The organism is Neoakkermansia glycaniphila (assembly GCF_001683795.1).
In the GTDB taxonomy this organism is placed as follows: Bacteria; Verrucomicrobiota; Verrucomicrobiia; order Verrucomicrobiales; family Akkermansiaceae; genus Akkermansia; species Akkermansia glycaniphila.
Genome location: NZ_LIGX01000041.1, coordinates 1 through 23,206 on the forward strand (window position 1 = coordinate 1; position 23,206 = coordinate 23,206).

23 protein-coding genes are annotated in these 23,206 nt (G+C 60.4%); 15 read left to right on the top strand and 8 right to left on the bottom strand.

Annotated features, from left to right (window positions below; genetic code table 11):
- Positions 1–170 precede the first annotated feature (170 nt).
- From AC781_RS11885 to AC781_RS11910, 6 genes are all read left to right on the top strand, one after another.
- Positions 171–986, top strand: coding sequence for a PEP-CTERM sorting domain-containing protein (locus tag AC781_RS11885; RefSeq protein ID WP_141675701.1), 816 nt, complete (start codon positions 171–173; stop codon positions 984–986).
- A 126-nt stretch (positions 987–1,112) separates the two neighbouring features.
- Complete coding sequence (locus AC781_RS11890; protein ID WP_067777690.1) at positions 1,113–3,770, top strand: S9 family peptidase; 2,658 nt, start codon at positions 1,113–1,115, stop codon at positions 3,768–3,770.
- A gap of 58 nt (positions 3,771–3,828) precedes the next feature.
- Positions 3,829–4,959, top strand: coding sequence for an MFS transporter (locus tag AC781_RS11895; protein WP_067777940.1), 1,131 nt, complete (start codon positions 3,829–3,831; stop codon positions 4,957–4,959).
- A gap of 102 nt (positions 4,960–5,061) precedes the next feature.
- Positions 5,062–6,237, top strand: a complete 1,176-nt coding sequence (locus tag AC781_RS11900; RefSeq protein WP_067777691.1) for an MFS transporter — start codon at positions 5,062–5,064, stop codon at positions 6,235–6,237.
- Positions 6,238–6,288: 51 nt separating this feature from the next.
- Positions 6,289–6,882 carry a LemA family protein gene (locus AC781_RS11905; RefSeq protein ID WP_067777692.1) on the top strand — a complete coding sequence of 198 codons (594 nt, stop codon included), beginning with the start codon at positions 6,289–6,291 and terminating at the stop codon, positions 6,880–6,882.
- Between the two features lie 31 nt (positions 6,883–6,913).
- A complete protein-coding gene (locus AC781_RS11910) occupies positions 6,914–8,263 on the top strand; it encodes a LemA family protein (RefSeq protein ID WP_172801796.1) in 1,350 nt (449 codons plus the stop codon).
- Positions 8,264–8,358: 95 nt separating this feature from the next.
- Here AC781_RS11910 and AC781_RS11915 read toward each other — a convergent pair whose 3' ends face one another.
- The 4 genes from AC781_RS11915 to AC781_RS11930 all read right to left on the bottom strand — a co-directional run bounded on the left by AC781_RS11915 (position 8,359) and on the right by AC781_RS11930 (position 11,532).
- Positions 8,359–9,759: a hemolysin family protein gene (locus tag AC781_RS11915; RefSeq protein WP_067777693.1), complete on the bottom strand. Its 1,401-nt coding sequence runs from the start codon at positions 9,757–9,759 to the stop codon at positions 8,359–8,361.
- A 27-nt stretch (positions 9,760–9,786) separates the two neighbouring features.
- Positions 9,787–10,047: an FmdB family zinc ribbon protein gene (locus AC781_RS11920; protein WP_067777694.1), complete on the bottom strand. Its 261-nt coding sequence runs from the start codon at positions 10,045–10,047 to the stop codon at positions 9,787–9,789.
- A gap of 64 nt (positions 10,048–10,111) precedes the next feature.
- Positions 10,112–10,381, bottom strand: a complete 270-nt coding sequence (gene rpsN / locus AC781_RS11925) for a 30S ribosomal protein S14 (protein ID WP_067777695.1) — start codon at positions 10,379–10,381, stop codon at positions 10,112–10,114.
- Positions 10,382–10,479: 98 nt separating this feature from the next.
- A complete protein-coding gene (locus AC781_RS11930) occupies positions 10,480–11,532 on the bottom strand; it encodes a hypothetical protein (protein WP_067777696.1) in 1,053 nt (350 codons plus the stop codon).
- Positions 11,533–11,586: 54 nt separating this feature from the next.
- On the opposite strand from AC781_RS11930, the gene AC781_RS11935 reads away from it, so the two are divergent.
- Both AC781_RS11935 and AC781_RS11940 read left to right on the top strand, forming a co-directional pair.
- Positions 11,587–12,486 carry an alpha/beta hydrolase gene (locus AC781_RS11935; protein ID WP_067777697.1) on the top strand — a complete coding sequence of 300 codons (900 nt, stop codon included), beginning with the start codon at positions 11,587–11,589 and terminating at the stop codon, positions 12,484–12,486.
- Between the two features lie 55 nt (positions 12,487–12,541).
- Positions 12,542–12,943, top strand: coding sequence for a hypothetical protein (locus tag AC781_RS11940; protein ID WP_071133403.1), 402 nt, complete (start codon positions 12,542–12,544; stop codon positions 12,941–12,943).
- 10 nt (positions 12,944–12,953) lie between these two features.
- Here the strand turns inward: AC781_RS11940 and AC781_RS11945 are convergent, their stop codons facing one another.
- From AC781_RS11945 to pyrF, 3 genes are read right to left on the bottom strand one after another with little or no spacing between them, the layout of a single operon-like run.
- Complete coding sequence (locus AC781_RS11945; RefSeq protein ID WP_067777699.1) at positions 12,954–13,430, bottom strand: dihydrofolate reductase; 477 nt, start codon at positions 13,428–13,430, stop codon at positions 12,954–12,956.
- Positions 13,431–13,435: 5 nt separating this feature from the next.
- Positions 13,436–14,251, bottom strand: coding sequence for a thymidylate synthase (locus tag AC781_RS11950; RefSeq protein ID WP_067777700.1), 816 nt, complete (start codon positions 14,249–14,251; stop codon positions 13,436–13,438).
- 28 nt (positions 14,252–14,279) lie between these two features.
- Positions 14,280–15,065, bottom strand: coding sequence for an orotidine-5'-phosphate decarboxylase (gene pyrF / locus AC781_RS11955; RefSeq protein WP_067777701.1), 786 nt, complete (start codon positions 15,063–15,065; stop codon positions 14,280–14,282).
- A gap of 122 nt (positions 15,066–15,187) precedes the next feature.
- On the opposite strand from pyrF, the gene AC781_RS11960 reads away from it, so the two are divergent.
- The 6 genes from AC781_RS11960 (at position 15,188) to AC781_RS11985 (ending at position 20,286) form a co-directional block, all read left to right on the top strand.
- Entirely contained in the window at positions 15,188–16,894 is a 1,707-nt protein-coding gene (locus tag AC781_RS11960; RefSeq protein WP_067777702.1) for a SulP family inorganic anion transporter, read from the top strand.
- A gap of 10 nt (positions 16,895–16,904) precedes the next feature.
- Positions 16,905–17,543: a LysE family translocator gene (locus tag AC781_RS11965; RefSeq protein WP_067777703.1), complete on the top strand. Its 639-nt coding sequence runs from the start codon at positions 16,905–16,907 to the stop codon at positions 17,541–17,543.
- A 68-nt stretch (positions 17,544–17,611) separates the two neighbouring features.
- Complete coding sequence (locus AC781_RS11970; protein ID WP_176712526.1) at positions 17,612–18,163, top strand: thioredoxin domain-containing protein; 552 nt, start codon at positions 17,612–17,614, stop codon at positions 18,161–18,163.
- Positions 18,164–18,184: 21 nt separating this feature from the next.
- Positions 18,185–19,159, top strand: a complete 975-nt coding sequence (trpS, locus tag AC781_RS11975; protein WP_067777705.1) for a tryptophan--tRNA ligase — start codon at positions 18,185–18,187, stop codon at positions 19,157–19,159.
- Between the two features lie 101 nt (positions 19,160–19,260).
- Entirely contained in the window at positions 19,261–19,836 is a 576-nt protein-coding gene (locus AC781_RS11980; RefSeq protein ID WP_071133406.1) for a hypothetical protein, read from the top strand.
- A gap of 63 nt (positions 19,837–19,899) precedes the next feature.
- Complete coding sequence (locus AC781_RS11985) at positions 19,900–20,286, top strand: hypothetical protein (protein WP_067777707.1); 387 nt, start codon at positions 19,900–19,902, stop codon at positions 20,284–20,286.
- A gap of 65 nt (positions 20,287–20,351) precedes the next feature.
- Here the strand turns inward: AC781_RS11985 and AC781_RS11990 are convergent, their stop codons facing one another.
- Positions 20,352–22,166, bottom strand: coding sequence for a DEAD/DEAH box helicase (locus AC781_RS11990; protein WP_067777708.1), 1,815 nt, complete (start codon positions 22,164–22,166; stop codon positions 20,352–20,354).
- Between the two features lie 135 nt (positions 22,167–22,301).
- Here AC781_RS11990 and AC781_RS11995 point away from each other — a divergent pair, with 135 nt between their 5' ends.
- Positions 22,302–23,201, top strand: coding sequence for an NHL repeat-containing protein (locus tag AC781_RS11995; RefSeq protein WP_067777709.1), 900 nt, complete (start codon positions 22,302–22,304; stop codon positions 23,199–23,201).
- Positions 23,202–23,206: the final 5 nt, after the last annotated feature.

Consider the following 23,206-nt stretch of genomic DNA (forward strand, 5'->3'; position numbering starts at 1 on the left):
GATATATATGCGAGGCAGGTATGACAGTAAAGTATGGAGTGTGAGGGGAAAATGAGGTGTGGTGTGTTTTTTTTGTTTTACAAAATTCATAATTTCAATCGATCGTGACGATTTTTTCTTGACGTGAAGGGTTGGCGGGTTATACTTAATGCGCTAAATTTATATTATATATGTTGAAACGCTCTCTTCTTTTAATCGGTTTTCTGTTGGGTAGCTATACCCATGCCGCGTCTTTGTTTGTCTGGGATGAGACGCCGGGGCACGGGGGTACTTCGGGCAATTTTTCACAGGCCTGTTGGTATTTCAATAGCGATGTGAGTACGGCAACCAGCGTGGCTTATACGGGAACCAATACGCCCGGCGCACAGGCATATTGCTATATCGGCTATACGTTCAGCTATCAGGATAACAGGCAGGTTTATACCCAGACGAATACGGCTATTACCGTGACGGCTGCCGGTGCGTATAAGTATCTGTGGCTGGGCAATAATGTGACGTTTTCCATGGCGACATGGCCAACCGGCGGGCAGACTGTTTATCTCGGTACCCATTCCATTATCAGGGGCAGTTCCAACGGTTTCAGCAGCAATAGTACATACAATTACGATTTCGGTTCCTTTTCCGGAGATGCGAAGCTTTCCATGGGATCTTTCTGGATGCAGTCGGGAGCAAGGGTCAATTTTACGGGCAATTTGGCAATGACGGCGGATTCGTTTACCTATACTCTGTTTTCCGCTACGAATCTGGCCCAAAATTCAGGCGTGTGGAATGCGTCGGGCGTGTCGGTGACGGATATGCACGGTAAGTCCCTGGACTACGCAGGGTATTTTACGGATGCCACGCAGATTGACCGGGGCCAATACGGGCTCGTTCTGGATGGCGGCAGTGTGAAGCTGCTGGCCAACGGTACGATTCCCGAGCCTGCTACGGCGACTTTGAGCCTTTTCGGCCTGTCTGCACTGATGATGCGCCGCCGCCGCAAATGAGGTGTGTGTTTCCTTTTTTCAGGGCTCTTCCGCGCTGGCGGAAGAGCTTTTTTTGTGGCAGTTGTGCTTTTTGGACGGGTTCGGTGCAAGGTTTGCCGGTGCGCTTTCGTATTTCTTGGCTGTAAGATGAAGGCTTTCCGTTGTTTTTTAGCGTTGTTGCCGATGAGCGGCTGGGTGTTGGGAGATGTGCCGGAGGATGATGAGGCGAAGGGGGAGGGTGCCGCTGCGGCGTGTGGGGAGTACCGGGGTGTGGAGAAGAAGCAGGTGTCGCGTTGGTGCGTGCCTTCCGGGCAGGTGTCGCGGGTGCTTCCGCTGCCCGATCCGATGTTTTCGGAGGTGGATAGCGTGAAGGGGAAGGCGTATGATGCTGCAGCGCGGTTGTCCGTGCCGTTGGGGGATGTGGCCAAGCTGCCGTGGACGGGCCGGGTGACCGCCGGTGAGGATGGCTGGATGCGTGCCGAGCCGTGCGTTTCCCCGTTTTGGCCGACGGTGCGGGTGTTCCGTTTTTTTGTGGAGCCTTCCGCTTTTGTGGAGGGGAAGCTGGAGGTGGCTTGTCCGCAGGTTTGCCGGGTGTATGTGGATGGGAAGCAGGTGGCGGAGAAACTGGAGAGGCAGTCCGCAGGGGTAAAGGCTGGGACGATGTGTCCGAAGGTGGCATGGGAGCGGCGAAGGTACGAGGTGGTGGTGAAGGTGCTTTCGATGCCGTGGGATTGGACTGCACCCAGCGTGAAGGCGGATTTCGTGTCCGTAAAGTCGAAGCAGGCGGTGAATGTGGCGTTTCCGGATGGGTACGGCCGGGCTCCGGTGACGATCGAGGCGTTGAATGAGGCGCCGCGCGTGGCGTGGTGTTCCGTGTCCCCGAACGGGGAGTATGTGCTTTCCCGGGTGGAGAGGCTGTTGCCGGATGGCAAGTCGCAGGCTTCGTTCGAGGTGCGCCGGGTGGCGGATGATGCCGTGGTGATGGTGGCGGACGATGCCCGCCGCTACCGGTGGATGCCCCGCGGGGCGAGGCTGATGTTTACGGCGATGCAGGGGGAGAATGAGTGCGCCCTGAAGGCATACGATGTGGAGAAGCGGGCTGAGGAGGTGCTGGTGGAGGGGGTGCCGTTCAAGGATGTGTCGTATGCGTGGGCACCGGATGAGTCGTTTCTGGTGGCGACGGTGACGGAGCGTTTCGAGGAGAAGGGGAAGGAGAAGGATTTCAAGAGGTTTGTGAATATGGCGGACCGAGATCCGAAGTGGCGCGACAGGTCGTTCCTGTATCTGGTGGATCGTGATTCGGGGCGGATGCGCCGCCTGACGGCAGGGGTGGGGAATGCGGAGCTGTGCGATATTTCTCCGGACGGTTCGAAGGTGCTTTTTGCGGTGTCACGCGTGGATTATTCGAAGCGGAGGTATGAGGTGTACGATTTGTGGGTGATGGATCCGCGGTCGATGGCTTGCGAGGCTTTGCTGAGGGATGTGCCTTTTTCGGTGTCGTCGGCATCGTGGTCGCCGGATGGCAGGAAGCTGCTGGTTGTGAGCGATGCCGATGCGTTCGGCGGGGTGGGGCTCGATTTGCCGGAGGGGTATGTGGCGAATGGGTTCGACAGGCAGGCGTTTTTGTTTGATGTGGAGTCTCGCCAGGCGGAGCCGATTACGCGCAAGTTCGCCCCGAGTGTGGTTTCCGCCGTGTGGGGCGGGGACGGGCGTGTGTATCTGGGGGTGGTCGAGGGGGATGTGAATGCGGTGTATGCGTATGATCCTGTTTCTGTTTCGTTTTCCCGGGTGGCGGTGCCGGATGTGTCTGCCGGGGTGTTTTCGGTTTCTCGCTGCCGGGAGGGGTTCCGCCCCGTGATGGCGGCGCTGGGGCAGTCGATGCTGAGTCCTTCGCGGCTGTATGTGGGCGATGTGTCGTCCGGGCAGTTCCGCTGCGTGTCGGATCCGGCGGCGGCGCATATGGCGAAGTGGGAGCTGCCGAAGGTGGAGAAGTGGGAGTTTACGAATTCGGAGGGGAGCAGGATCGATGGGTTTTATGTGTTGCCCGCGCGTATGGAGGAGGGGCGGAAGTATCCGATGATTACGTATTTCTACGGAGGGACGAATCCTTCGAAGCAGGTGTTCAATGCCCATTATCCGGCTTTGCTGTATGCGGCGCAGGGGTATGTGGTGTATGTGCCGCAGCCGAGCGGTGCGGTCGGGTACGGGCAGGCGTTTTCCGCTCTGCATGTGAACGGCTGGGGGAAGCGGAATGCGCAGGATATCATCGAGGGGGTGAAGAGGTTCTGCGAGGAGCATGCGTTTGTAGATGCGGCGCATGTGGGCTGTATCGGCGCGTCGTACGGCGGGTATATGTCGATGTTTTTGCAGTCGCAGACGGATTTGTTCGCGGCGGCGGTGTCGCATGCGGGGATCAGCGATCTTTCCGGGTATTGGGGCGGCGGTTTGTGGGGCTATGCGTATAATGCGGATGCGGCGGCGGGTTCGATGCCGTGGTCGGAGAATGGGCTGTTCGTGGAGCAGAGCCCGCTGTATGCGGCGGAGAAGATGAATACTCCGCTTCTGCTGGTGCATGGGGATGCAGACCGGAATGTGCCGGTAAATGAGTCGATGAAGATGTTTACGGCGTTGAAGCTGCTGGGGAAGCCTGTGGAGCTGGTGACGTTCAAGGGAGAGGATCATTTCATTCTGGATTACAAGCGGAGGAAGCAGTGGATCAAGTCGCATCTGGCTTGGTTCGACAGGTGGCTGAAGGAGGATGCGGATTGGTGGAATGCGCTGTATCCGGAGAAGGATTCATGGTGATGCCTCGCCATGCTTGACTTCCGCGGGTGCGGTGCTACAATCCGCGCCCCTGCGAGGTATGTTGCCGTTTTCCCGTTCGATTGCGTGTTTGCTGGCGGGGCTGCTGTTGATGACGGTGGCCTTGGCGGTGATGAATACGATGGTGCCGCTTTGGCTGTCCGGGGCCGGGGTGGCGACGTCGACTGCGGGTTATGTGGGTGCGCTGTTTTTCTGCGGTACGTTGGCGGGTACGGTGTCCGCCGGGCGGTTGATCCGGTTGTTCGGGTTCAACGGGTGCTATCAGGCGGCTTGTATGCTGTGCGCGTTTTCGTCGGCAGGGCTTCTGCTGGGACTGGACGGTTGTTCGTGGGGCGCGTTGCGGTTTTTGTCCGGAGTGTCGAGCGCGTGGATCTGGGTGGTGGTGGAGAGTGCGCTGCTGCGCGCGGGGTCTGTGAAGTCGCGCGGTTCACTGCTGGCGGCTTATATGATGGTTTATTATGTGGGTACGGTGCTGGGGCAGCTTGCGCTCGGCGTGCTGGATGACGAGATGGCGGTGATGGTGCCCGGTGTTTGCGTGCTGTGTGTGGCGGGGATGGTTCCTCTGTTTGTCGCCCGGATGCCGGAAGCGGAGGATGCTGAGGCCGGAGTCCGTGTGGCACTGGGGCCTTTGCTGCGCCGCCGCAGTGCGATGCTGGGCGTGGCGGGGTGTGCCATTTCCGGCGTGGTGCTTGGGACGCTGTATACGCTGATGCCCGTTTTTCTGGCACATAAGGGGATGTCCGTGCCGGATGTCGGGTTTTGGATGGCTTTGCTGATCGGTGCCGGGGTGGCAGGGCAGTGGCCACTTGGCCGATTGGCGGACGGTTACGGGCGCGGTTTGGTGCTGCGCGGGCTTTCCGTGATGATTGCCGCTGCCTGTATGGGGCTGCTGGGGGGAGATTGGCTGCTGGCTCCTTCGTTCGTGGTGCTGGGGGCGGCCGGGTTTTCCCTGTATCCGATTGCAATGGCGTGGGGCTGTTCCGATGCGGCCCGAGATGAGCTGGTGGTGATGAATCAGCTTCTTTTGTTGAGTTTTTCCGTGGGGAGTCTGGCGGGGCCTGCGGTGACTTCGTCGCTGATGCAGTGTTTTTCGAATGACTGGATGCCGCTGGCTCTGGCTTTGGCGGCTTGTCTGTATCTGCCTGTGCTGCAGGTGCGCAGGAGTAAGTAGGGAGGCTGCTGATGCGATCGGTTCGGGGCGGCTTGATGCCATGCTGCGCCTTTTCTCGCGCTTGACAGTGCAGGCGTGCCGCTGTATTGTCGCGCGCACGTGATGAATGGTGTGTTACCGCGTTCGACTCAGGGCGTTTACCGGTTGTCGGCAAGTGCATTTTATTTTCTGCAGGGGCTGGTGTTCGCTACTTGGGCGAGCCGGATTCCGGATGTGAAGGCTTCGATGGAGCTGGATGATGCGGCTCTTGGTACGGTGCTGCTGGCGATTCCGGTGGGGCAGATGTCCGCGATGGCTTTGTCCGGGTTTCTGGTGGCGCGGTTCGGCAGTCGGCGGATGCTTTTGTGTGCGGCTGTGTCGTATTCTGTTTCGCTGGTGTCTTTGGCTTTGGTTTCGACGGTCTGGTGGCTGGGGGCGGTGCTGTTTTTCTTCGGCGTGGCGGCGAATTTGATGAATATTTCGGTGAATACGCAGGGAGTGGGCGTGGAGAGGCTGTATGGCAGGAGTATTATGGCGCGGTTTCACGGGTTGTGGAGTTTGGCCGGGTTTGCGGGCGGGCTGGCGAGTATGTGGATGGCGGCGGAGGGTGTGGCGCCGCTGGAGCATTTCTGCCTGATTTCCGGAGTGGGGCTGCTGATGGTGCTGGCTTTTTATCCTTTTCTGCTGCCTCGCGATGCGCGGCTTCCTGTCGTGGCCCGGAGCGGGGGCGGGGTGTTCCGCAGGATGGATGCGTATGTGGGGCTGCTGGGGGTGTTCGCCTTCGGTAGTATGGTGAGCGAGGGGACGATGTTCGATTGGAGTGGGGTGTTTTTTCAGGATGTGGTGCAGCCGGGGCCGGAGCTGGTGCGGCTGGGGTATGTGGCTTTTATGTGTACGATGGCGGCGGGGCGTTTTCTGGCGGATGGGCTGGTGACTCGGCTGGGGGCGATCCGCGTGCTGCGGGGGAGCGGTGTGCTGATCGGTGCGGGGCTGCTGCTGGCGGTGCTGTTTCCGAATGTGTGGATGGCGACGCTGGGGTTCCTGCTGGTGGGGTTCGGCACGTCGTCGGTGGTGCCGATTTGTTACAGTATGGCGGGGTTGTCCCGCAAGCTGGCTCCGAGCGTGGCTCTGGCGGCGGTGTCCACAGTGGGGTTTCTCGGGTTTCTGCTGGGGCCGCCGATGATCGGGTATGTGTCTCAGGCGTTGAATTTGCGGTGGTCGTTCGCTCTGATTGCGGTGGTGGGGTTCGGTACGTCGCTGGCGGCTCCGTTGCTGCGCCGGGTGTCGGTGAAACGATGATGCCGTTCGCTTGTTCTTGACAGTGTGTGCCGGGGCGTTTATGGTGGAGGCATGGATAGTTATGCTGTTTATGTCGTGATCGGCGTGTTGGTGCTGGCGCTTTTTTGGGCGATCGGTTCGTATAATGCGCTGGTGTCTCTCCGCAACGAGGTGCGGTCTTCTTTTGCGAATATCGATGTGAAGCTGCAACGCCGCTACGATTTGATTCCCAATCTTGTGGCGACGGCAAAGCGTTATATGCAGCACGAGCGCGAGACGCTGGAGGCGGTGACGGCTGCCCGCAATACGGCGGCTCAGGCGGCGAAGGCGGCGGCGGCCGATCCGGCGAATGCCGAGGCGATGCGTTCGCTGGTGCAGGCGGAAGGTTCTTTGGGGGCGACGCTGGGCAGGCTGTTTGCGGTGTCGGAGGCGTATCCGGATTTGAAGGCGGACGGGCAGATGGTGCAGTTGATGGCGGAGCTGTCTTCGACGGAGGACGGTATCGCGCTTTCCCGGCAGGCTTACAATGATGTGGTGATGCGTTTCAACGTGAAGCAGGAGACGTTCCCTTCGTCGCTGATTGCGGGGATGTTCGGTTTTACGCGTGCGGATTTGTTCCGCGTGGAGAATGAAGCTGCCCGCCAGGCTCCGAAGGTGGAGTTCTGAGTGGGGCGTCTGCCGGAGAAAGGAGGGTGTGATGTTGTCTGATTCCGCTTTGCTGGCGTGGGACGCCGTGTGGCGCAATGCAGGTTTTGCGTTGTCGGCGGCGGAGTCGGCCGATACTCTGTTTGTGGTGCTCGGGGTGCTGCTCTGGGTGGGGCTGCCTGTGGCGGGTGTGTGGTTCGGCGTGAAGGCGATGCGTCTGCGTCGGCTGGTGCGGGAGTTGCCTACATGCAAGGCGAAGGGTGTGTTCGTGGGGCAGGTGGAGATGAAGGGCGATGCGGTGTCGGAGGCTCCTCTGGCTTCGTTTCTTGCGGAGGCTCCCTGCGTGTGGTACGAGTATTCGGTGGAGGAGCACTGGCGGCGTGTGCGGGTGGAGACGTATACGGATAGCAAGGGGAATGTGCGTACGCGTACGCGGGTGGATACGGGCTGGGAGACGGTGGCTTCCGATAAGGCGTGGCAGTCTTTCTTTTTGCAGGACGATACGGGGGCGGTGCTGGTGCATCCCGCTGGAGCGGAGGTGGAGCCGGTGCAGGTTTTTTCCCGCCAATGTTCGATGGGCGATCCTTTGTATTACGGCAAGGGGCCGAGCGGTTCCGTGAGCGGTTCGACGCATGAGCGAAGGTTTACGGAGCGGGCGATTCCGGAGGGGCAGAGGCTGTATTTGCTGGGGACGGCGCGGGAGCGGAAGGATTGTGCGGCGGCGGAGGTGGCGAAGGCGGGTTTTGCCGAGGATGTGTTTTTGATTTCGTGCCGGTCGGAGGATGAGATCGCGAGGTCTTCCGGCTGGAAGTCATGGCTGTATCCGGTCGGCGGGGGCTGCGCGCTGCTGCTGGGTACGATTCTGCTGGCGGATGGGGTGCCGCCCGGTGCGTTGAAGGCTTTGCTGGTGCAGCTTGCCGCGTATTTCATGCTGGTGTGGCTGTGTGCGGCGGGCTGGACGATGTATGCGGGGATGGTGCGGATGCGGAACAGGGTGCAGGCGGCATGGGCGATGATTGAGGTGCAGCTGCAGCGCAGGCATTCTCTGGTGCCGGATCTGGTGCGGGTGGTGGAAGGGTATGCGGCGTATGAGAGGCAGTTGCAGGAGGATGTGGCGCTGCTGCGTGCGGGGCAGGCCGGGGCCGCCGCATTCCGGATGCGGGCGGAGGCTTTCCCGGAGCTGAAGGCGGATGCGGTGTTTGCGGAGTTGTCGGGCCGATTGGTGGATGCCGAGGATCGCGTGGCTTTGGCTCGCGAGTATTTCAATACGCTGGCAGGGCATTTCAACGCGGCGGTGAGCCGGTTTCCGGATGTGCTGTTTGCCCGCGTGTGCGGGATGAAGGCCGCGGCTTTGTGGCGGCCGGACGATGCCGGAGCGGTGGCGAGGCCTCCGCAGGTGTGAGAGCTGCGTGCAGAGGGGTGGAGTGCCGCCCGAAATGAAAGAACCCCGTTTCATGTTCGAAACGGGGTTGTTTGTTTGAGGTTTTCTGTGGATGGTCAGCCGGCTTTTGCTGCGGCCGGGTCGCGAACGAGGCGTACCTGGGTGACGCGGCGTCCGTCCGTTCCGGTGACGCTGGCGGTGAAGTCGGCGATGCGGAGTTCTTCGCCTTCTTCGGGCAGGTGGTCGAGTTCGTTGGTGATGTAGCCGCTGAGGGTGGAGATGCCGGGGCAGTCCAGATCAAGCTCGGGGAGGTATTCTTCGAGGTCGTAGAGGGACATGGCGCCGTCGGCAATGTAGGTGTTTTTGTCCACCTGGACGAATTCGCGGTTTTCGTCGTGGTCGAATTCGTCCTGAATGTCGTCGCCGACGATTTGTTCGAGGATGTCATCAAGGAAGACGACGCCGACTGCATCGCCGTATTCATCGACGACGAGGGCGAAGTGGACGTGTTCGGTGAGGAAGAAGGTGAGGAGGGTGTCGAGTTTCATGGAGTCCGGCACGACTTTGAGTTCGCGGCAGACGCTCATGAGGTCGGGGTGTTCCTGTCCGACGAGTTTGAGGAGGTCTTTGACGTGGACCCAGCCCTTGACGTCGTCGAGGTGGCCGTTGACGAGGGGGAAGCGGGTGTGGCGCGAGGTGCGGACGAGGTTCCAGTTGGTTTCGAAACTGTCGTTGATGTCGAGGACGTCGATGCTGCTGCGCGGCGTGAGGATGTCCTTAACGGACATGTCGTTGAGTTCGAGGGCGTTTTGCGAGATTTCGGCCTCTGTTTCCGTGACGGCCTGGGAGCGTTCGCTTTCGTCGATCAGGTGAGCGATTTCATCCGCGCTGTGGGGGTTGGCGGCAGCCTGCGAGGGGTCGATGCCGAAGGCTTTGCGGAGGATGAAGTTCGCGGTGTGGTTGAAGAGGTTGATGATGAAGCCGAAGATTTTCGCAAAGCGCCGGAGCCACGGTGCAGTGGCGAGGGCTGTGGAAAGGGGGTGGCGAATGGCCAGCGATTTAGGTACGAGTTCACCGAGGACGACATGCGCGAAGGTGAAGAGGCTGTATGCCAGGAAGAGGGAGATGCCCTGAACGAGCGCTTCGCTGTTGCAACCCATTTTGATGAGGGTTGGTGCGACGAGGCTGGCGACGAGGGGTTCGCCGAGGAAGCCGAGGGCGAGGGAGGCGAGGGTGATGCCTACCTGGTTGGCGGAGAGGTAGGTGTCGAGGTGCCGGGCGATGGTGCGGGCATCGCCTTTGCGGCGGCGCGTGCTGGTCGAGTCGGTGTCCTGGTCGATGAGCTGGCTTTCTCGGGTGCGTACCGCGGAGAATTCGTTCGCCACGAAGAAGGCGTTGAGCAGGAGGAAGAAGATGATGCCTGCGAGAATGAGCAGGATTTCTCCCAAGCCGGGATAGTCATTGGATGCGGCCCCGAGGGTCGCAAGAATACTGAGAGGATCGATGTCGTCGTGCATGATGTGAGGAGAGGTGGCAAGTTGGGGTTAAAGTTTTTCGTAGACGCCGGTGTCGCGCTTTTCGAGCACGGTGAAGCCCGCTTTCTTGGCGTCCGTGACGGAAAGCGGTTTGGTTATTTCCGGGATGTTGACGCGGCTGATGACTTTGCGGACCGGGTGTTTGCACATGAGGCATTTTTCCAGCGGTTCGCGGTCGATGGGCCGGCGAAGTTCAAAGACCTTGCGGCACACGGGGCAGGATTGCTCCGGGTCTTCGGGGTGTTCGGATATGTATTCGTAGATGGGCATAATAAAGCGTGAGGTATGCAGTATACCCCACGCCTTTAAAACTTGTAAAGGTGTATTCGGTGCATTACCAGCTCGACTTGGTGACGCCGGGAATCATTCCGGAGCTCGCCAATTCGCGGAAGGAGATACGCGAGAGGTTGAAGCGACGGATGAAACCATGGCGGCGACCTGTCAAGGCGCAGCGGTTTACCAAACGGACGGGGGAAGCGTTGCGGGGAAGCATGCTCAGGCCGACGTAGTCGCCTTCGGCTTTCAGTTGTGCGCGCAGCTCGGCATAACGGGCAACGACTGCTTCTTTCTTTTTGTTTCTTTCGATCCAGCTTTTCTTAGCCATAACTGTGTGGGCGAGATGTTTACTCTATATGGAGGTTATTGTCAAGCGGAATTTTGCAATTCCGGGTTTTAAGGTGTTTTATTCGGCGGAAGTGGGCGTTATTTGCCTTCTTCCGGTTTTTGTTTGAGGGGGACGGGCCTGAAGGGGGCGGGTTGCACTCCCTTGGAGTTTTTCGGGTTCATGGCCCGGATGGTGTCGTCCGAGACGGTGAAGGTGTAGTTGCCGCTGACGGTGGGGTCGCCGTCGCCGACGATGTATTCGAAGCAGCGACCGGGGTTGTTGCCTTCTGTTTCGGGCATGATGAAGAGGCCGATGGCGAGGGGGGGCGTTTTGGCTCCTTCCGCGGGTTTGGCGATGTCCCGGATGGTGTAGCTGATGGTGTTGTTGCCGCGGCGGAGGCCGCCGGAGACGATTTCCGCCAGGCGGACGTCTTCAAAGTTGTGGTGGGAGATGCCGTTGATGGTCATGTCTACGACGCGGCCGGGGGCATCGACGAAGACTTTGGCGATGTATTGCGGCGCGGGGCATGGCGGCGGTGTGGCGGGGAGTTTTTCGTAGGGGTGGAAGCCGTCCTGTTCCTTGAGGACGGCGATGTCTTTTTTCCGGAGGCGTTCGGCGACCTGCGGGAGGTGCGAGAGGTTGAAGAAGCGCAGCTGGTCGTATTTCCATTTGCCGTTTTCGTGGACGAAGAGGAGGACGAGGGCCGTGTTGGCGGGTTTGCCGCCGATGCCGAGGTCGGCTTTGCCGATGTAGGTGCAGGCGAGGGTGTAGCCGTTGGCTCCGGTGAGGGCGCCGACGTAGCGGAGGCTGACGAGGGCGGGGGGAGTGGCTTCCTGCGCGAAGAGGGAGCGGGGGAATTCGCGTTTCTGGGAGACGATCATGTTCCTGACCTTGACTTGGCGGGATTGCGCGGTGGCGCTTTGCCAGGCGGCGAGGTTGCTGCTGATCATGCTTTGCCGCCAGGTGTTGTAGACGGTTTCGGCGATGTCGCGTGCCTGTTCCTGGTTGGGTACGGCGATCCATGTGGGGACGGAGTTCTGCCGCAGGGTGGGAGTCTGTGGGGTGGGGGCCTGCGCGAGCGCGGCTCCGCCTCCGAGGAGGGGGAGGGTGCACGCGAGGAGCCGTCGCAAGGTGAGGGTGCGGTTCTTCATATCCTGCGTAGAACTTACATGAGGCTTGCGCTCATGGCAAGAAAATAGCAGGATATGTCCGTTATTTTCATGTCTCTTTCGTCGCAAAGCGCCAGTGTGCGTTCCGAGTCCGCCTACGGCAGGTTGCTGGCTGAGGTGCCGCGGTTTACGTGGCGCGTGTTCGGCGATGGGGTGGAGCTGGAGATGTATGCTTTTTTCCCTCCGAACCATTCGAGGGAGGATGCAGTGCCGTCGATGGTGTTTTTCCACGGCGGGATGTGGCGGGTGGATAGTATGGCGGAGTTCGTGCCGTGGGCTACGGTGCTGGCGCGGCGCGGGGTGGCGTGTTTTCTTCCGGTGTTCCGGACGCGGGCGCGGTTTGAGGTGTCGGCTCTGGATGTGCTGGATGATGCGGAGGAGGCATGGCTGTGGGTGCGGGAGAATGCGGCGGAGCTGGGGCTGGATCCCCATGCGGTGTCGGTGGCGGGCTGCGATGCCGGTGCGCTGATGGCTTTGCATGTGGCGATGCCTCCGGTGGCGAGGAAGCGGCGTTGGCTGGTGTTCCGTTCAAAGGAGCCTTTGCCGCCGATGCCTGCTTCGGTGGCGATTTTCCGCGGGGTGGTGGATTTGAATGCGCCGGAGGCGGCGCGGTTGCAGATCGACCGTGAGATGACGGCTGCCTATGGGCTGAATCCTGTGGATTTGCTGCGGCCCTGTCTGCCGCCGCTGTTTTCGGCGCACGGGATGCAGGATTCGCTGATGGATTGCCATTTGAGCGAGTGGTTCGCTGCGGAGTGGAAGGGGTGCGGGAATGCGGCGATGCATGTGTCGTGCCCGCTCGGGGATCATGCGTTTTTGCATTTCAATGTGAATCCGCAGGTGTTCGAGCAGGTGATGGCGAGCTGGGATGCCTTTCTGGTGTCGAACGGGGTGTGGCCGGAGGCTGATGATCCGGCGGGGCTGCTGTTGCTGTGAGCCCTGTGTTTTTTTCGTTCTTGGGTGTTGACTTGGCCCAGGGGTGTGTTATGTTATGAGAACTATGTTGATTGCCGTTGTTTTAGGGTATTTGGTCGCCACGATGTTTTTGATCGCTGGGGTGAGCCGGGCCGTGCAGGTGTGCATGGATCTGCGCCCGGGTATCGATTTCAGCGAGATGATGAATTTGCTGCTGGAACCCGCCTTTATGGTGGGGGTGTCCGTGGTGATGCTTCTGCTGATTCAGATTGCGACGTTTCTGGAGCGCCTGATGTATTCCCAGCTGCGCGAGGAGAAGAGGAGGACGATGGAGAGCAGGAAGGGTGAGGAGCAGGCGGCTGTTCCTGCCGTGCAGGCTGTAGCTCCGGCTCCCGTGCAGGAGAGTCCGGTTGTTTCGCCGACTGCTGCCGCTGCGCCCGTTGAGGAGGCGAAGGCTGGAGATTCCCAGGTTTCCTGAGGGGGAGAGGTCAGGCCCGTTTGTATTGCCACAGCTCGAAGCCGTCTCCGACGGTTTCGAGTTTTTTGTCGGGGTATTCCTGTTCGAAGGGGGGGAACCATGTGTCCGCTTCGTGGGTGCCGGGGATGCGGGATACCCAGAGTTTGTCCATGAGGGGGAGCATGAGTTCGAAGATTTTCGAGCCGCCGATGACCATGATTTCCGGGTCGATGAGGGGGAGGGCGTCTAGTTCGGCAAGGTTGCGGATGACGGTGACGCCTTCGGGTCGGAAGGCGGGGTCGCGGGAGAGGACGATGTTTTGGCGGTTGGGGAGGGGTTTGCCGATGCTGTCGTAGGTGAGGCGGCCCATGAGGACGGGATGTCCGGTGGTGAGCCTTTTGAAGGTTTTGAGGTCTTCCGGCAGGTGCCAGGGGAGGTCTCCCTTGTAGCCGATGGCGCGGTTTTCGTCCATGGCGACGACGGCTGTGTATTGGCGGGGCTGGTTCATGCGGTTCAGACGGAGATGGGCGCCGGGATGCCCGGCGCAGGGTTGTAGTGTTCGAGGGTGAAGTCTTCGTAGCGGAAGGCGTCGAGTTCGGTGATGGCGGGGTTCAACCGCATGGTGGGGAGAGGGCCGGGGGTGCGGGTGAGCTGGAGGCGGGCCTGGTCGAGGTGGTTGCGGTAGAGGTGGAGGTCGCCGAAGGTGTGGATGAATTCGCGGGCTTCGTAGCCGCAGACCTGTGCGACCATCATGAGGAGGAGGGCGTAGGATGCGATGTTGAAGGGGACGCCGAGGAAGAGGTCCGCACTGCGCTGGTAGAGCTGGAGGGCGAGGCCGTGGCGTTCGCCTTCGTTCGCGGCGGGGATGACGCAGAACTGGAAGAGTGTGTGGCAGGGGGGGAGCGCCATTTGGTCGACGACGGCGACGTTCCACGCGCTGACGATGTGGCGGCGCGACCATGGGTTGTTACGGAGGCCGTCGATGAGGCGAGCGATCTGGTCGATGCTTTCGCCGCCGGGCGTTTGCCAGTTGCGCCATTGGGCGCCGTAGACGGGGCCGAGTTCTCCGTGTTCATCCGCCCATTCGTCCCAGATGGTGACTCCGTTTTCTTTGAGGTAGCGGATGTTGGTGTCGCCTTTGATGAACCAGAGGAGTTCGTGGATGATGGAGCGGAGGTGGAGTTTTTTGGTGGTGAGGCAGGGGAAGCCCTGCCGGAGGTCGTAGCGGGCCTGCCGGCCGAAGACTCCGATGGTGCCGGTGCCGGTGCGGTCTTCGCGGCCTGTGCCGTTGTCGAGGACGTCGCGAAGGAGGTCGAGGTATTGCTGCATGGCGGTGCGGGTGGGTTCGCTGCCGGGGTCAGGAGCCGGGGCGGAGGGCGGCGCGGATTTGCGCGGCGTATTGTTCGGCCTTTTGGGCGTAGGTGAGTTCCGGGTTCTGGTAGAGGATGCCGCGGGAGACGTTGATGACGGGCGGGGCGGTGCGGTTGCTTCCGGCGAGGGCGGAGAGGTCGCCGCCTTGCGCGCCGAGGCCGGGGATGAGGAGGGGGGCGTCGGGGAGGTCGTCCAGTACGCTGCCGCCCGCATTGGTGAGGCCGACGACCATGCCGAGGTGGGTGGCGCGGTTTTCGCGGCGGGAGCGTTCGATCATGTCGCCGACGAGCTGGTAGACGCGGCGGCCGTCCGCGAGGGGCTGGCGTTCGATGTCTTCGGAGCCGGGGTTGGAGGTGACGGCGAGGAGGTAGATGCCTTTGCCGGGATGGTCGAGGAAGGGTTCAAGGGTGTCGTAGCCCATGAAGGGGTTGAGGGTGACGGCGTCGACGTTCATGCGTTCGAAGTAGGATTTGGCGTAGTATTTCTGGGTTTCGCCGATGTCGCCGCGTTTGGCGTCGAGGATGATGGGGATGTCGCGCGGCATGTCCGCGACGAGTTTTTCAAGGAGGATGAGACCGGGGATGCCCATGGCTTCGAAGTAGGCGATGTTGGGCTTGTAGGCGGCGGTGTAGGGGGCTGTTTCTTCGACGACGCGGCGGAGCCATGTGCCCATTTCTTCGATGTTGTCGTTCTGCGGGCGGGGGTCGAGGCCGACGCAGAGGGCGGAGCCTGTTTTTTCGATGCGTTGGCGCAGTTTGTCGGAGAAGTTCATGTCCCGGCGAGTGTAGCATTACGGGGGCGTGTTGGCAAGTTTTTGGAGGTGCGGGGTATAATAGTTCTTGCCAAACAGGAGGAAGGGCGTATTCTTGTCCCTCACATTTTTTCCAATTGCTTATGTTGAAGCCTGTTTTGCCTTCCTGTCTGAAAACGTACGACCGTAAGACTCTGTTTGCCGATTTGGGCGCGGGGGTGACGGTCGGGGTGGTGGCGTTGCCTTTGGCAATGGCCTTTGCGATTGCCTGCGGGTACCGAGAGATTACTCCTGCAACCGGGTTGATTACGGCCGTGGTGGCGGGGTTGCTGATTTCCTTGTTCAGCGGGAGCCGGTTCCAGATCGGCGGCCCGACGGGGGCTTTCGTGGTGATTATCGCGGGTATTGTGGCCGAGTTCGGGATGAGCGGGCTGATCGTGAGTACGCTGATGGCAGGGGTATTTCTGGTGCTGTTCGGCTTGTTCCGGATGGGTGCGCTGATCCGGTTTATTCCGTTTCCGGTGACGACGGGGTTTACGACGGGGATTGCGATTACGATTTTCTGTACGCAGGTGAAGGATATTCTGGGGTTGTCGTTCGGGGAGTCCGTGCCTTCCGCTTTCGTGCCGAAGTGGCAGTGCTATTTCCGGGCGATGGAGACGGTGAATCCGTGGGCGGTGGGGTTGACGGCGCTGACGGTGGCGGTGATTCTGCTGGTGAAGAGGTTTTTCCCCCGATTGCCCGCGATGCTGTTCGGGATGCTGGCGGCGACGGCGGTGACGGTGATTTGGGATTTGCCGGTGCAGACGATTGCTTCGCAGTTCGGCTCGCTGCCGAGTTCCCTTCCGCTGCCCGCGCTGCCGGAGATGCAGTGGGAGCAGCTGCCGAAGCTGGTGCTTCCCGCTTTCGTGATTGCGCTGCTGGCGGCGATCGAGTCTTTGCTGAGCGCTTCGGTGGCGGACGGTATGACGGGGTCTCGCCATAAGCCGAATGCGGAGCTGATTGCACAGGGGATCGGGAATATCGGGTCGGCGTGTTTCGGCGGTTTGCCTGCGACGGGTGCGATTGCCCGTACGGCGACGAATATCAAGGCCGGGGGGAAGACTCCCGTTTCCGGGATCGTGCATGCGGTGACGCTGCTGGTGATTCTGATGGCGGTGGGGCCGTATGCGGCGATGGTGCCGCTGGCCGCGCTGGCAGGGATTCTGGCGGTGGTGTGCTGGAATATGGCGGATTTGAAGCTTTGCCGCGATTTGCTGACGGGGCCGCGCCCCGATGCGGCGGTGATGCTGATTACGCTGGTGCTGACGGTGCTGATGGATCTGGTGGTGGCGGTCGAGGTGGGCGTGGTGCTGGCCGCCCTGCTGTTTATCGGGCGGATGGCGCAGTTCAGCCAAGTGTCGATGATCAGCGATGAGGTGCTGGGCGCGGATCCGGAGGAGGATCCTTCCCGCAGCATTTATTTGCGCGAGGTGCCGAAGGGCGTGGAGGTGTTCGATATTCAGGGTCCTCTGTTTTTCGGGGTGGTGGAGAAGTTCAAGGATATTGTGCTGAAGTCTCTGGAGCATGATGTGTCGTTCGTGGTGCTGCGGATGAGGCTGGTTCCGGTGCTGGATGCGACGGGGCTGCATGTGCTGGAAGGGTTTTTCGCGCAGTGCCGCGAGCATGGCATCCGCCTGATGCTGTGCGGGGTGCAGGCGCAGCCGCTGGAGGTGATTCGCCATGCGCCGATGTACCGCCAGCTGAAGAAGTGCAATGTGTGCGCGAATATCGACGAGGCTTTGGCCCGTATTCGCGGGGCGATGGAGAAGGAGGCAACGCCCGCAGTGCAGGACGATGGTTCACGTTGAGTTTTCGGGTATGGTTTGGGAGCTTTTGCTGTTTGCCCTGTTTTTCATCTTTTCCCAGCTGAGTCCGGGGCCGGATGTAGCGCTGGTGTTCCGTGCGGCTCTTTCGCGGGGTTTTCGGGCAGGGGCTGCCGTGGGGCTGGGATGCAGTGCCGGGCTGGTATTCCATGCGGCACTGGTGTGTTCGCTGGGGGCGGCCTTGCTGGACTGGACGTATGCGCCGTATGTGTGTGCGGCTGCCGGGGGCTGGTTGCTGTTTCTTGCTTGGAAGGTGTATCCCCGCCGGGGTGTGTCGCAGGATGCCGGGATGGAGGGAGCTGCGCCAAAGGAGAGTCTGGCTTTGTTTTTCCGCGATGGGCTGGTGAGCAATGTGCTGAATCCGAAGGTGACGTTTTTTCTGCTTTCTCTGGCGACTCCGCTGTTGCGCCGCCATGACGAGCCTTGGTTCCCGTGGGTGATGGGGCTGGCGATGGTGGTGCCTGCCGCCTGCGGGTGGATGCTGTGGTCGGGGCTGCTGCAGTTTCCCGTATTGAGGGCGTGCTATGTGAGGCATACGCGCGGTATCGAGATGGTGTTCGCCGTGCTGCTGGCCGTGTTTGCTGCGGGGTGTTTCGTGAGTGCGGCGGCGTGGTCGCCATCGGTGCAGGGATGAGCGGAAAGGGGTGTATCATGGCGCATTTCCCGCTTTTCTTTTTCAATCGGTTTGTTCATCATTCGGGCATGCGTTTTCGTCCGGGTTCTCTCCTGTGTTTGTGTGCTCTTTTTTGTGCCGGGTGCGGCGATTCGGAGAATCGCAATGCCCGTTATACGACGTCCGAGAAGAAGGAGCCGCCGCGGCCCGAGGTGCAGGCGATTGAGCTGAAGCCGGATGCGGGGAGTTCCCGCGAGGAGGAGCCGGAGGAGGGCATGGCTTCGGTCGGTACGCGCAAGTTCAAGATTTTCAGTGCATATGCTGGGGAGGATATCAATCAGCTTCTCGGCGTTTCGGGGCGTACGCTGGTGCTCAGTTTCGTGGCTCCGCAATGGTGCCCGCACAGCAAGGAGATGGTGGCTTCGCTGAAGAAGGTGGCCGAGAGCGCGCAGGGGCAGCTGCAGGTGGTGTATGTGGATGCGGATGCCTTTCCCCAGCTGGCGAATAGCAACCGTTTCCATATCGAGAAGGTGCCGATGACGTTTGTCTATTCCGAGGGGATGCTGCTGTATTCCTTTACCGGCAACGAATCTCCGGCCAGGATACAGGAGCACCTGACGGCGGCCAAAACACAGAACTGATTTCCATACCTACTTGTTACCATGAGAATTCTGACAGGACTCCAGCCGAGCGGCAAGCTCCATATCGGCAATTATTTCGGCGCGATCGAACCGGCGGTTCGTTTGCAGACGCAGGGCGAGGCTTTCTATTTCATTGCGAATTACCACGCGATGACGACAATGGAGAGCGCAGAAGCTCTGCAGGAGAATACGTTCAATCTGGCCTTGGATTTCATTTCCTGCGGGCTTGATCCTGAACATTCCGTGCTGTTCGTGCAGTCCGCCGTGCCGGAGGTGAACGAGCTGGCATGGATTCTCAGTACGGTGTGCCCGATGGGTCTGCTGGAAAGGTGCCATTCCTACAAGGATAAGGTGGCCAAGGGGTTCCAGCCTCAGCATGCGCTGTTTGCCTATCCGGCGCTGATGGCGGCGGATATTCTGCTGTACGATTCCGATCTGGTGCCTGTGGGCAAGGATCAGAAGCAGCATCTGGAGGTGACGCGCGATCTCGCCGGGAAGATGAACGATGCGTTCGGCGAGGGTCTGTTCAAGTTGCCCGAAGCTTTGATTGCCGAGAATACGGCTGTGGTGCCGGGGCTGGACGGGCAGAAGATGAGTAAGAGCTACGGCAATACGCTGCCGATTTTCGGCGAAGAGAAGCCGCTGCTGAAGATGGTGAACAAGAAGATTCTGACGGATTCGACTCCGCTGGAAGATCCGAAGCCCGTGGAGGGTTCCGTGCTGTTGCAGCTGTACAGGCTGTTCGCGGGTGAAGCGGAGTATCAGGCGATGGTGGATGCACACCTTGCCGGCGGCGTGGGGTATGGTACGTTCAAGAAGCAGTTGTTTGAGGCGTACTGGGAGTATTTCCGTCCGGCTCGCGAGTGCAGGGAGGCCCTGCTGCAGGATCCGGCCCATATTACGGATGTGCTGGACAAGGGCGCCGCACGGGCTCGTGAAGAGGCTGCCAAGGTGCTGACTCGCGTGCGCAGGGCCGTAGGTCTTGGCTGGCATTGATTTCCTCCCGCCATGCTTCGCCTGCACGGGAGACCGTGTGCGGAACCGTGGCGGTTGTGTGATGCCGTGATTGTTTTATGTTCAGAATCATTGCCGGATGCATGACTTTCGTTCTTGGGTGCCTGGTGCTGCTGGGCGTCTGGGCATGGATGAATTCGTCTTCGAACGGCAGCAGTGAGGAAGCGCATGCTTTTGCTACGGCGATTTTTGACCGGAATGAGGAGAGGTTTCGCGAGATGTCGGATTTTATGGATGCCCATCCCCAGGTGGGTGTGTTTGCCCGCAAGCCGTTGATGCCCGGGGCCGATCCGCGCAAGAGGTGCGAGACGTTCTATCGGGACGGAGCTTTCGGTGAACCGGGGTATGAGGCTGATGCTTTATCCATGGGGTTGAAGACGCGGGAGGTGCGGCGGATGCTGGATCTGATGAAGCGCAGCCGTGTGTGCCGAGTTGTACGTCAGGCGGACGGGACGGTGTGTATGCTGGATTTGCCTGCTTCGTTCCCTGCGGCGGGTTGTGTATGCATTGTCCATTTCGTGATGCAGAGTGATTTGCCGGAAGTCCAGAAGGGGACGACCAGGACGCAGCTCCGCGAAGACGGCTGGTATGCGGTGCATAATCTGGGCAGGAAGGGGCATATCCCGGTGGAGACGACCTGCGGCGACGCATGGCGGTGAGCAGGATGGTGCGCCGTGCCGATTTGTCTTGATTCCTGCAGATGAAGCTTCTACTGTAGAAGTATGAAGACGGTTTTCGTTTGGCTTTGTGTGTTCGGCATGTCTTGTTCCGACGTTGCCGTTGCAGGGGGGAAGGATGTCCGTACGGAACGTGCATCTGAGCCCCGGCCGAAGAGGCCGGGCAAGTATCCGGTAGAGGTGGAAGATTATGGCAGCGTATTCAAGTACAGGGACAAGGCGTATTCTTCTGTGCGCGAGCTGTTGAAGGCCTTGGATACCAAGAAGTATTATGATGTGGCTATCAATTTCAAGTCAGTGAACGATGAGGTTGGGCTTCGCGTGATCCGGGAGTTGATGGCGGCAGGTATGAAGGTCAATTTTGTCAAATTCGGTCGTAACAATGGTATGCCGCGTTTTGTAGAGGTGGAGCAGGTGTTGAGCCTCCGTTAAAAGAAAAAACGCTCCGTCCGCCAAGGGATGGAGCGTTGTTTTGTCGAGAATGTTCGGATGCCGGGTCAGTTGCCGTAGCGGCGGCTGTATCCGCCGCCGTCTCCGCGGTCGCGACGCGTGCGGGGTGCGCGGTCGTTACGGTCGCGTCGGTTACCGTAGCCTCCGCCGTCGCGGTAGCTGTTGCCCTTGCGGTAGCCGCTGCGGGGGCGCTGGAAGGATTCGGCGTCTCCGGCGGGTTTGCCTTTGTCTTCGCGGACGTTGACTTCGTAGCCGCAGATCATGGTGGTGGAGAGTCGTTCCTTGAGCTGTTCGGCGACGGAGGGGTCGACTTCGATGAGGCAGTGTTTCGGGAACATGCGGATGTCGCCGACGGTGCCTTTGGGTGCGCCGCCTTCGTTGTAGAGGAGTCCGGCGATGTCCTTGGGGCGGATGCCGAGCATTTTGCCGCCGTTCATGAAGAGGGTGACGGTGTCTTCCATGCCTGCCCATGAGTGGCCTTTTTCGTAGCGTTCTTCTCCGGCCGGCTGTTCATCGGTATCGGCCTGGCGGGGGCGGGAGTAGCGGGAGGGCTTGTCTTCGGGGATGGGCTGGATTTCCCGCGAGGTGCGGGAGACGAGGAGGCTGAACATGGCCGCGACGAGTTCTTCGGCGGGAAGTTCGACTTCGCGCATTTCGTCCGGCAGGCCGCTGCCTGTTTTGACGCGTTCGAGGATGTCATCCACGAGGGCTTCCTTGCGCATTTGATCGACCTGCTCGGCGGTCATGACGGTTTCCCGGTTCATTTTTGTGCCGATGAAGCGTTCGATGCGGCCGAGCAGGGAGAAGTCGCGCCTGCCGATGAAGGAGATGGCCTTGCCTTTGCGCCCTGCGCGGGCGGTGCGGCCGATGCGGTGGACGTAGTCTTCGGGGTCGCGGGGGAGTTCGAAGTTGACAACGGCGTCCACATCGTCCACATCGAGGCCGCGGGCGGCGATGTCGGTGGCGACGAGGATGCGGAGGTTGCCGCGGCGGAAGGAGTCCATGACGCGTTCGCGGAGGTTCTGGGGCATGTCGCCATGGAGGCGGTCGACGGCGTAGCCGCGGGCCATGAGGCCGTCCACGATGTCGTCGACGACTCGTTTGGTGTTGGCGAAGACGAGGCCCATTTTGACCTTGCCCATTTCCATGAGGCGGCTGAGGACTTCGATGCGGGAGGAGAAGACAACTTCGTAAACGAGCTGTTCGATGGTGGGTACGGTGAGAGTGGGCCGTTCGATGTTGACTTCGACGGGAGATTCGGTGAAGCGGGAAAGGAGGTGGCGGATGGCCGGGGACATGGTGGCCGAGAAGAAGAGGGTCTGCTTCTGCTCGGGCAGGGAGGAGGCGATGCGTTCGATGTCTTCGAGGAAGCCCATGTCGAGCATCTGGTCGGCTTCGTCGAGGATGAGCATGCGGAGTTCGTCGAGGCGGAGTGCTCCCTGTTCCATGAGGTCCATGACGCGGCCGGGGGTGCCGACGACGAACTGGACGCCGCGCTGGAGGGCATCAAGCTGCGGGCGGAAGGAGGCGCCGCCGTAGATGGGTACGGCTGAGACGCCGTCGAGGAAGAGGGCGAGTTTGTCCACTTCGCGGCAGATCTGTACGGCGAGTTCGCGGGTGGGGCAGAGGCAGAGTACCTGCACGGCTCGAACGCCGGGGTCGATGGCCTCGAGCGCGGGGATGGAGAAGGCGAGCGTTTTGCCGGAGCCGGTGTGGGAAAGGCCGAGGATATCGGAGCCGGAGAGGGCTGCCGGGATGGCCTGCGCCTGGATGGCGGAGGGAGTTTCAAAGCCCAGGACCTCGATGGCTTCGAGGATTTCGGGGCAGATGCCGAGTTCGGAAAACGTGGTGGTGGACGTCATAGGCTTTAATGCGACATGACAATGCCTTTGTGTGAAGTATTTGTCGAGAATATAAGGCGGCGATGACGTGTTTCCCGTTCGCTGTCCTTTTTGCCGCTTGTGTTTTGGGGGGCGTCGTGGTATTTTTGCAGGGCAATGAGTAAGTGTTTTCTCGTTTCGGTTTGTGCTGTTCTGTTGTCCGCATGCGAGTCCCAAAAGGTGCCGACGACTTACTACGAAGCCGACACTCCGGGGTATGTGGAGAGCATTGTGGTGGACGAATCCCGGCAGGTCGGATATATGGGCACGCAGGGCGATAAGCTGGATGTGAGCGGACGGAAGGGGAAGGGTTTGATTGTGATGACCGGGTGCGAGAACGGCGCTCCGGTGCGCCGGAATGTGACGAAGCCGGGTGTTCTGCATTCCCCGAGGGCGCTGACTCTGCATGGCGGTCTGCTGTATGCGGCGGACCGCGGTCGTATCGTGAGCGTCGATACGAAGTCGGGCAAGGTGTCCACGGTGGCGGATTTGTCGAAGGCCGGAGTGGAGTCGATGCACGATGCGACATGGGCGGGTGAACGGATGTTCGTTTCCTCCCAGACGAAGAACAGGATTTACGAGGTGAATCCCGCAACGGGAAAATTTGCCGAAGTGCAGTCGAGCGAGCCTTTCCGCGGGCCGAAGGGGCTGACGTGGGATGATGGGGCGAAGCGGTTGCTCGTTTGTGAGTACGGGAGCGGCGAGAAGGTAGCGGACGGCCGTATTCTGTCTCTTGATCCGGCGACGGGAAAGGTGGAGCAGGTATGCGGACACCGGGGGAAGTTCAGCGGTCTGGCCCTGAATAAGGGGTTCCTGTATTTTTCCGATTGGAACAGGAAGAGCCGCCAGCCGGGCGCGGTGTGCAAGATGGATTTGAAGTCGGGGAAGGTGGAGGCTGTGACGCGCAAGCAGATGAACGGTGCTGCCGATTTTTGCGTGACGAAGGATGGAGTGGTCGTGGTGCCTGCGCTTTTCGACAAGAAGCTTTGGATCATCTATCCGAAGCAGGAGTATTGAGCGGT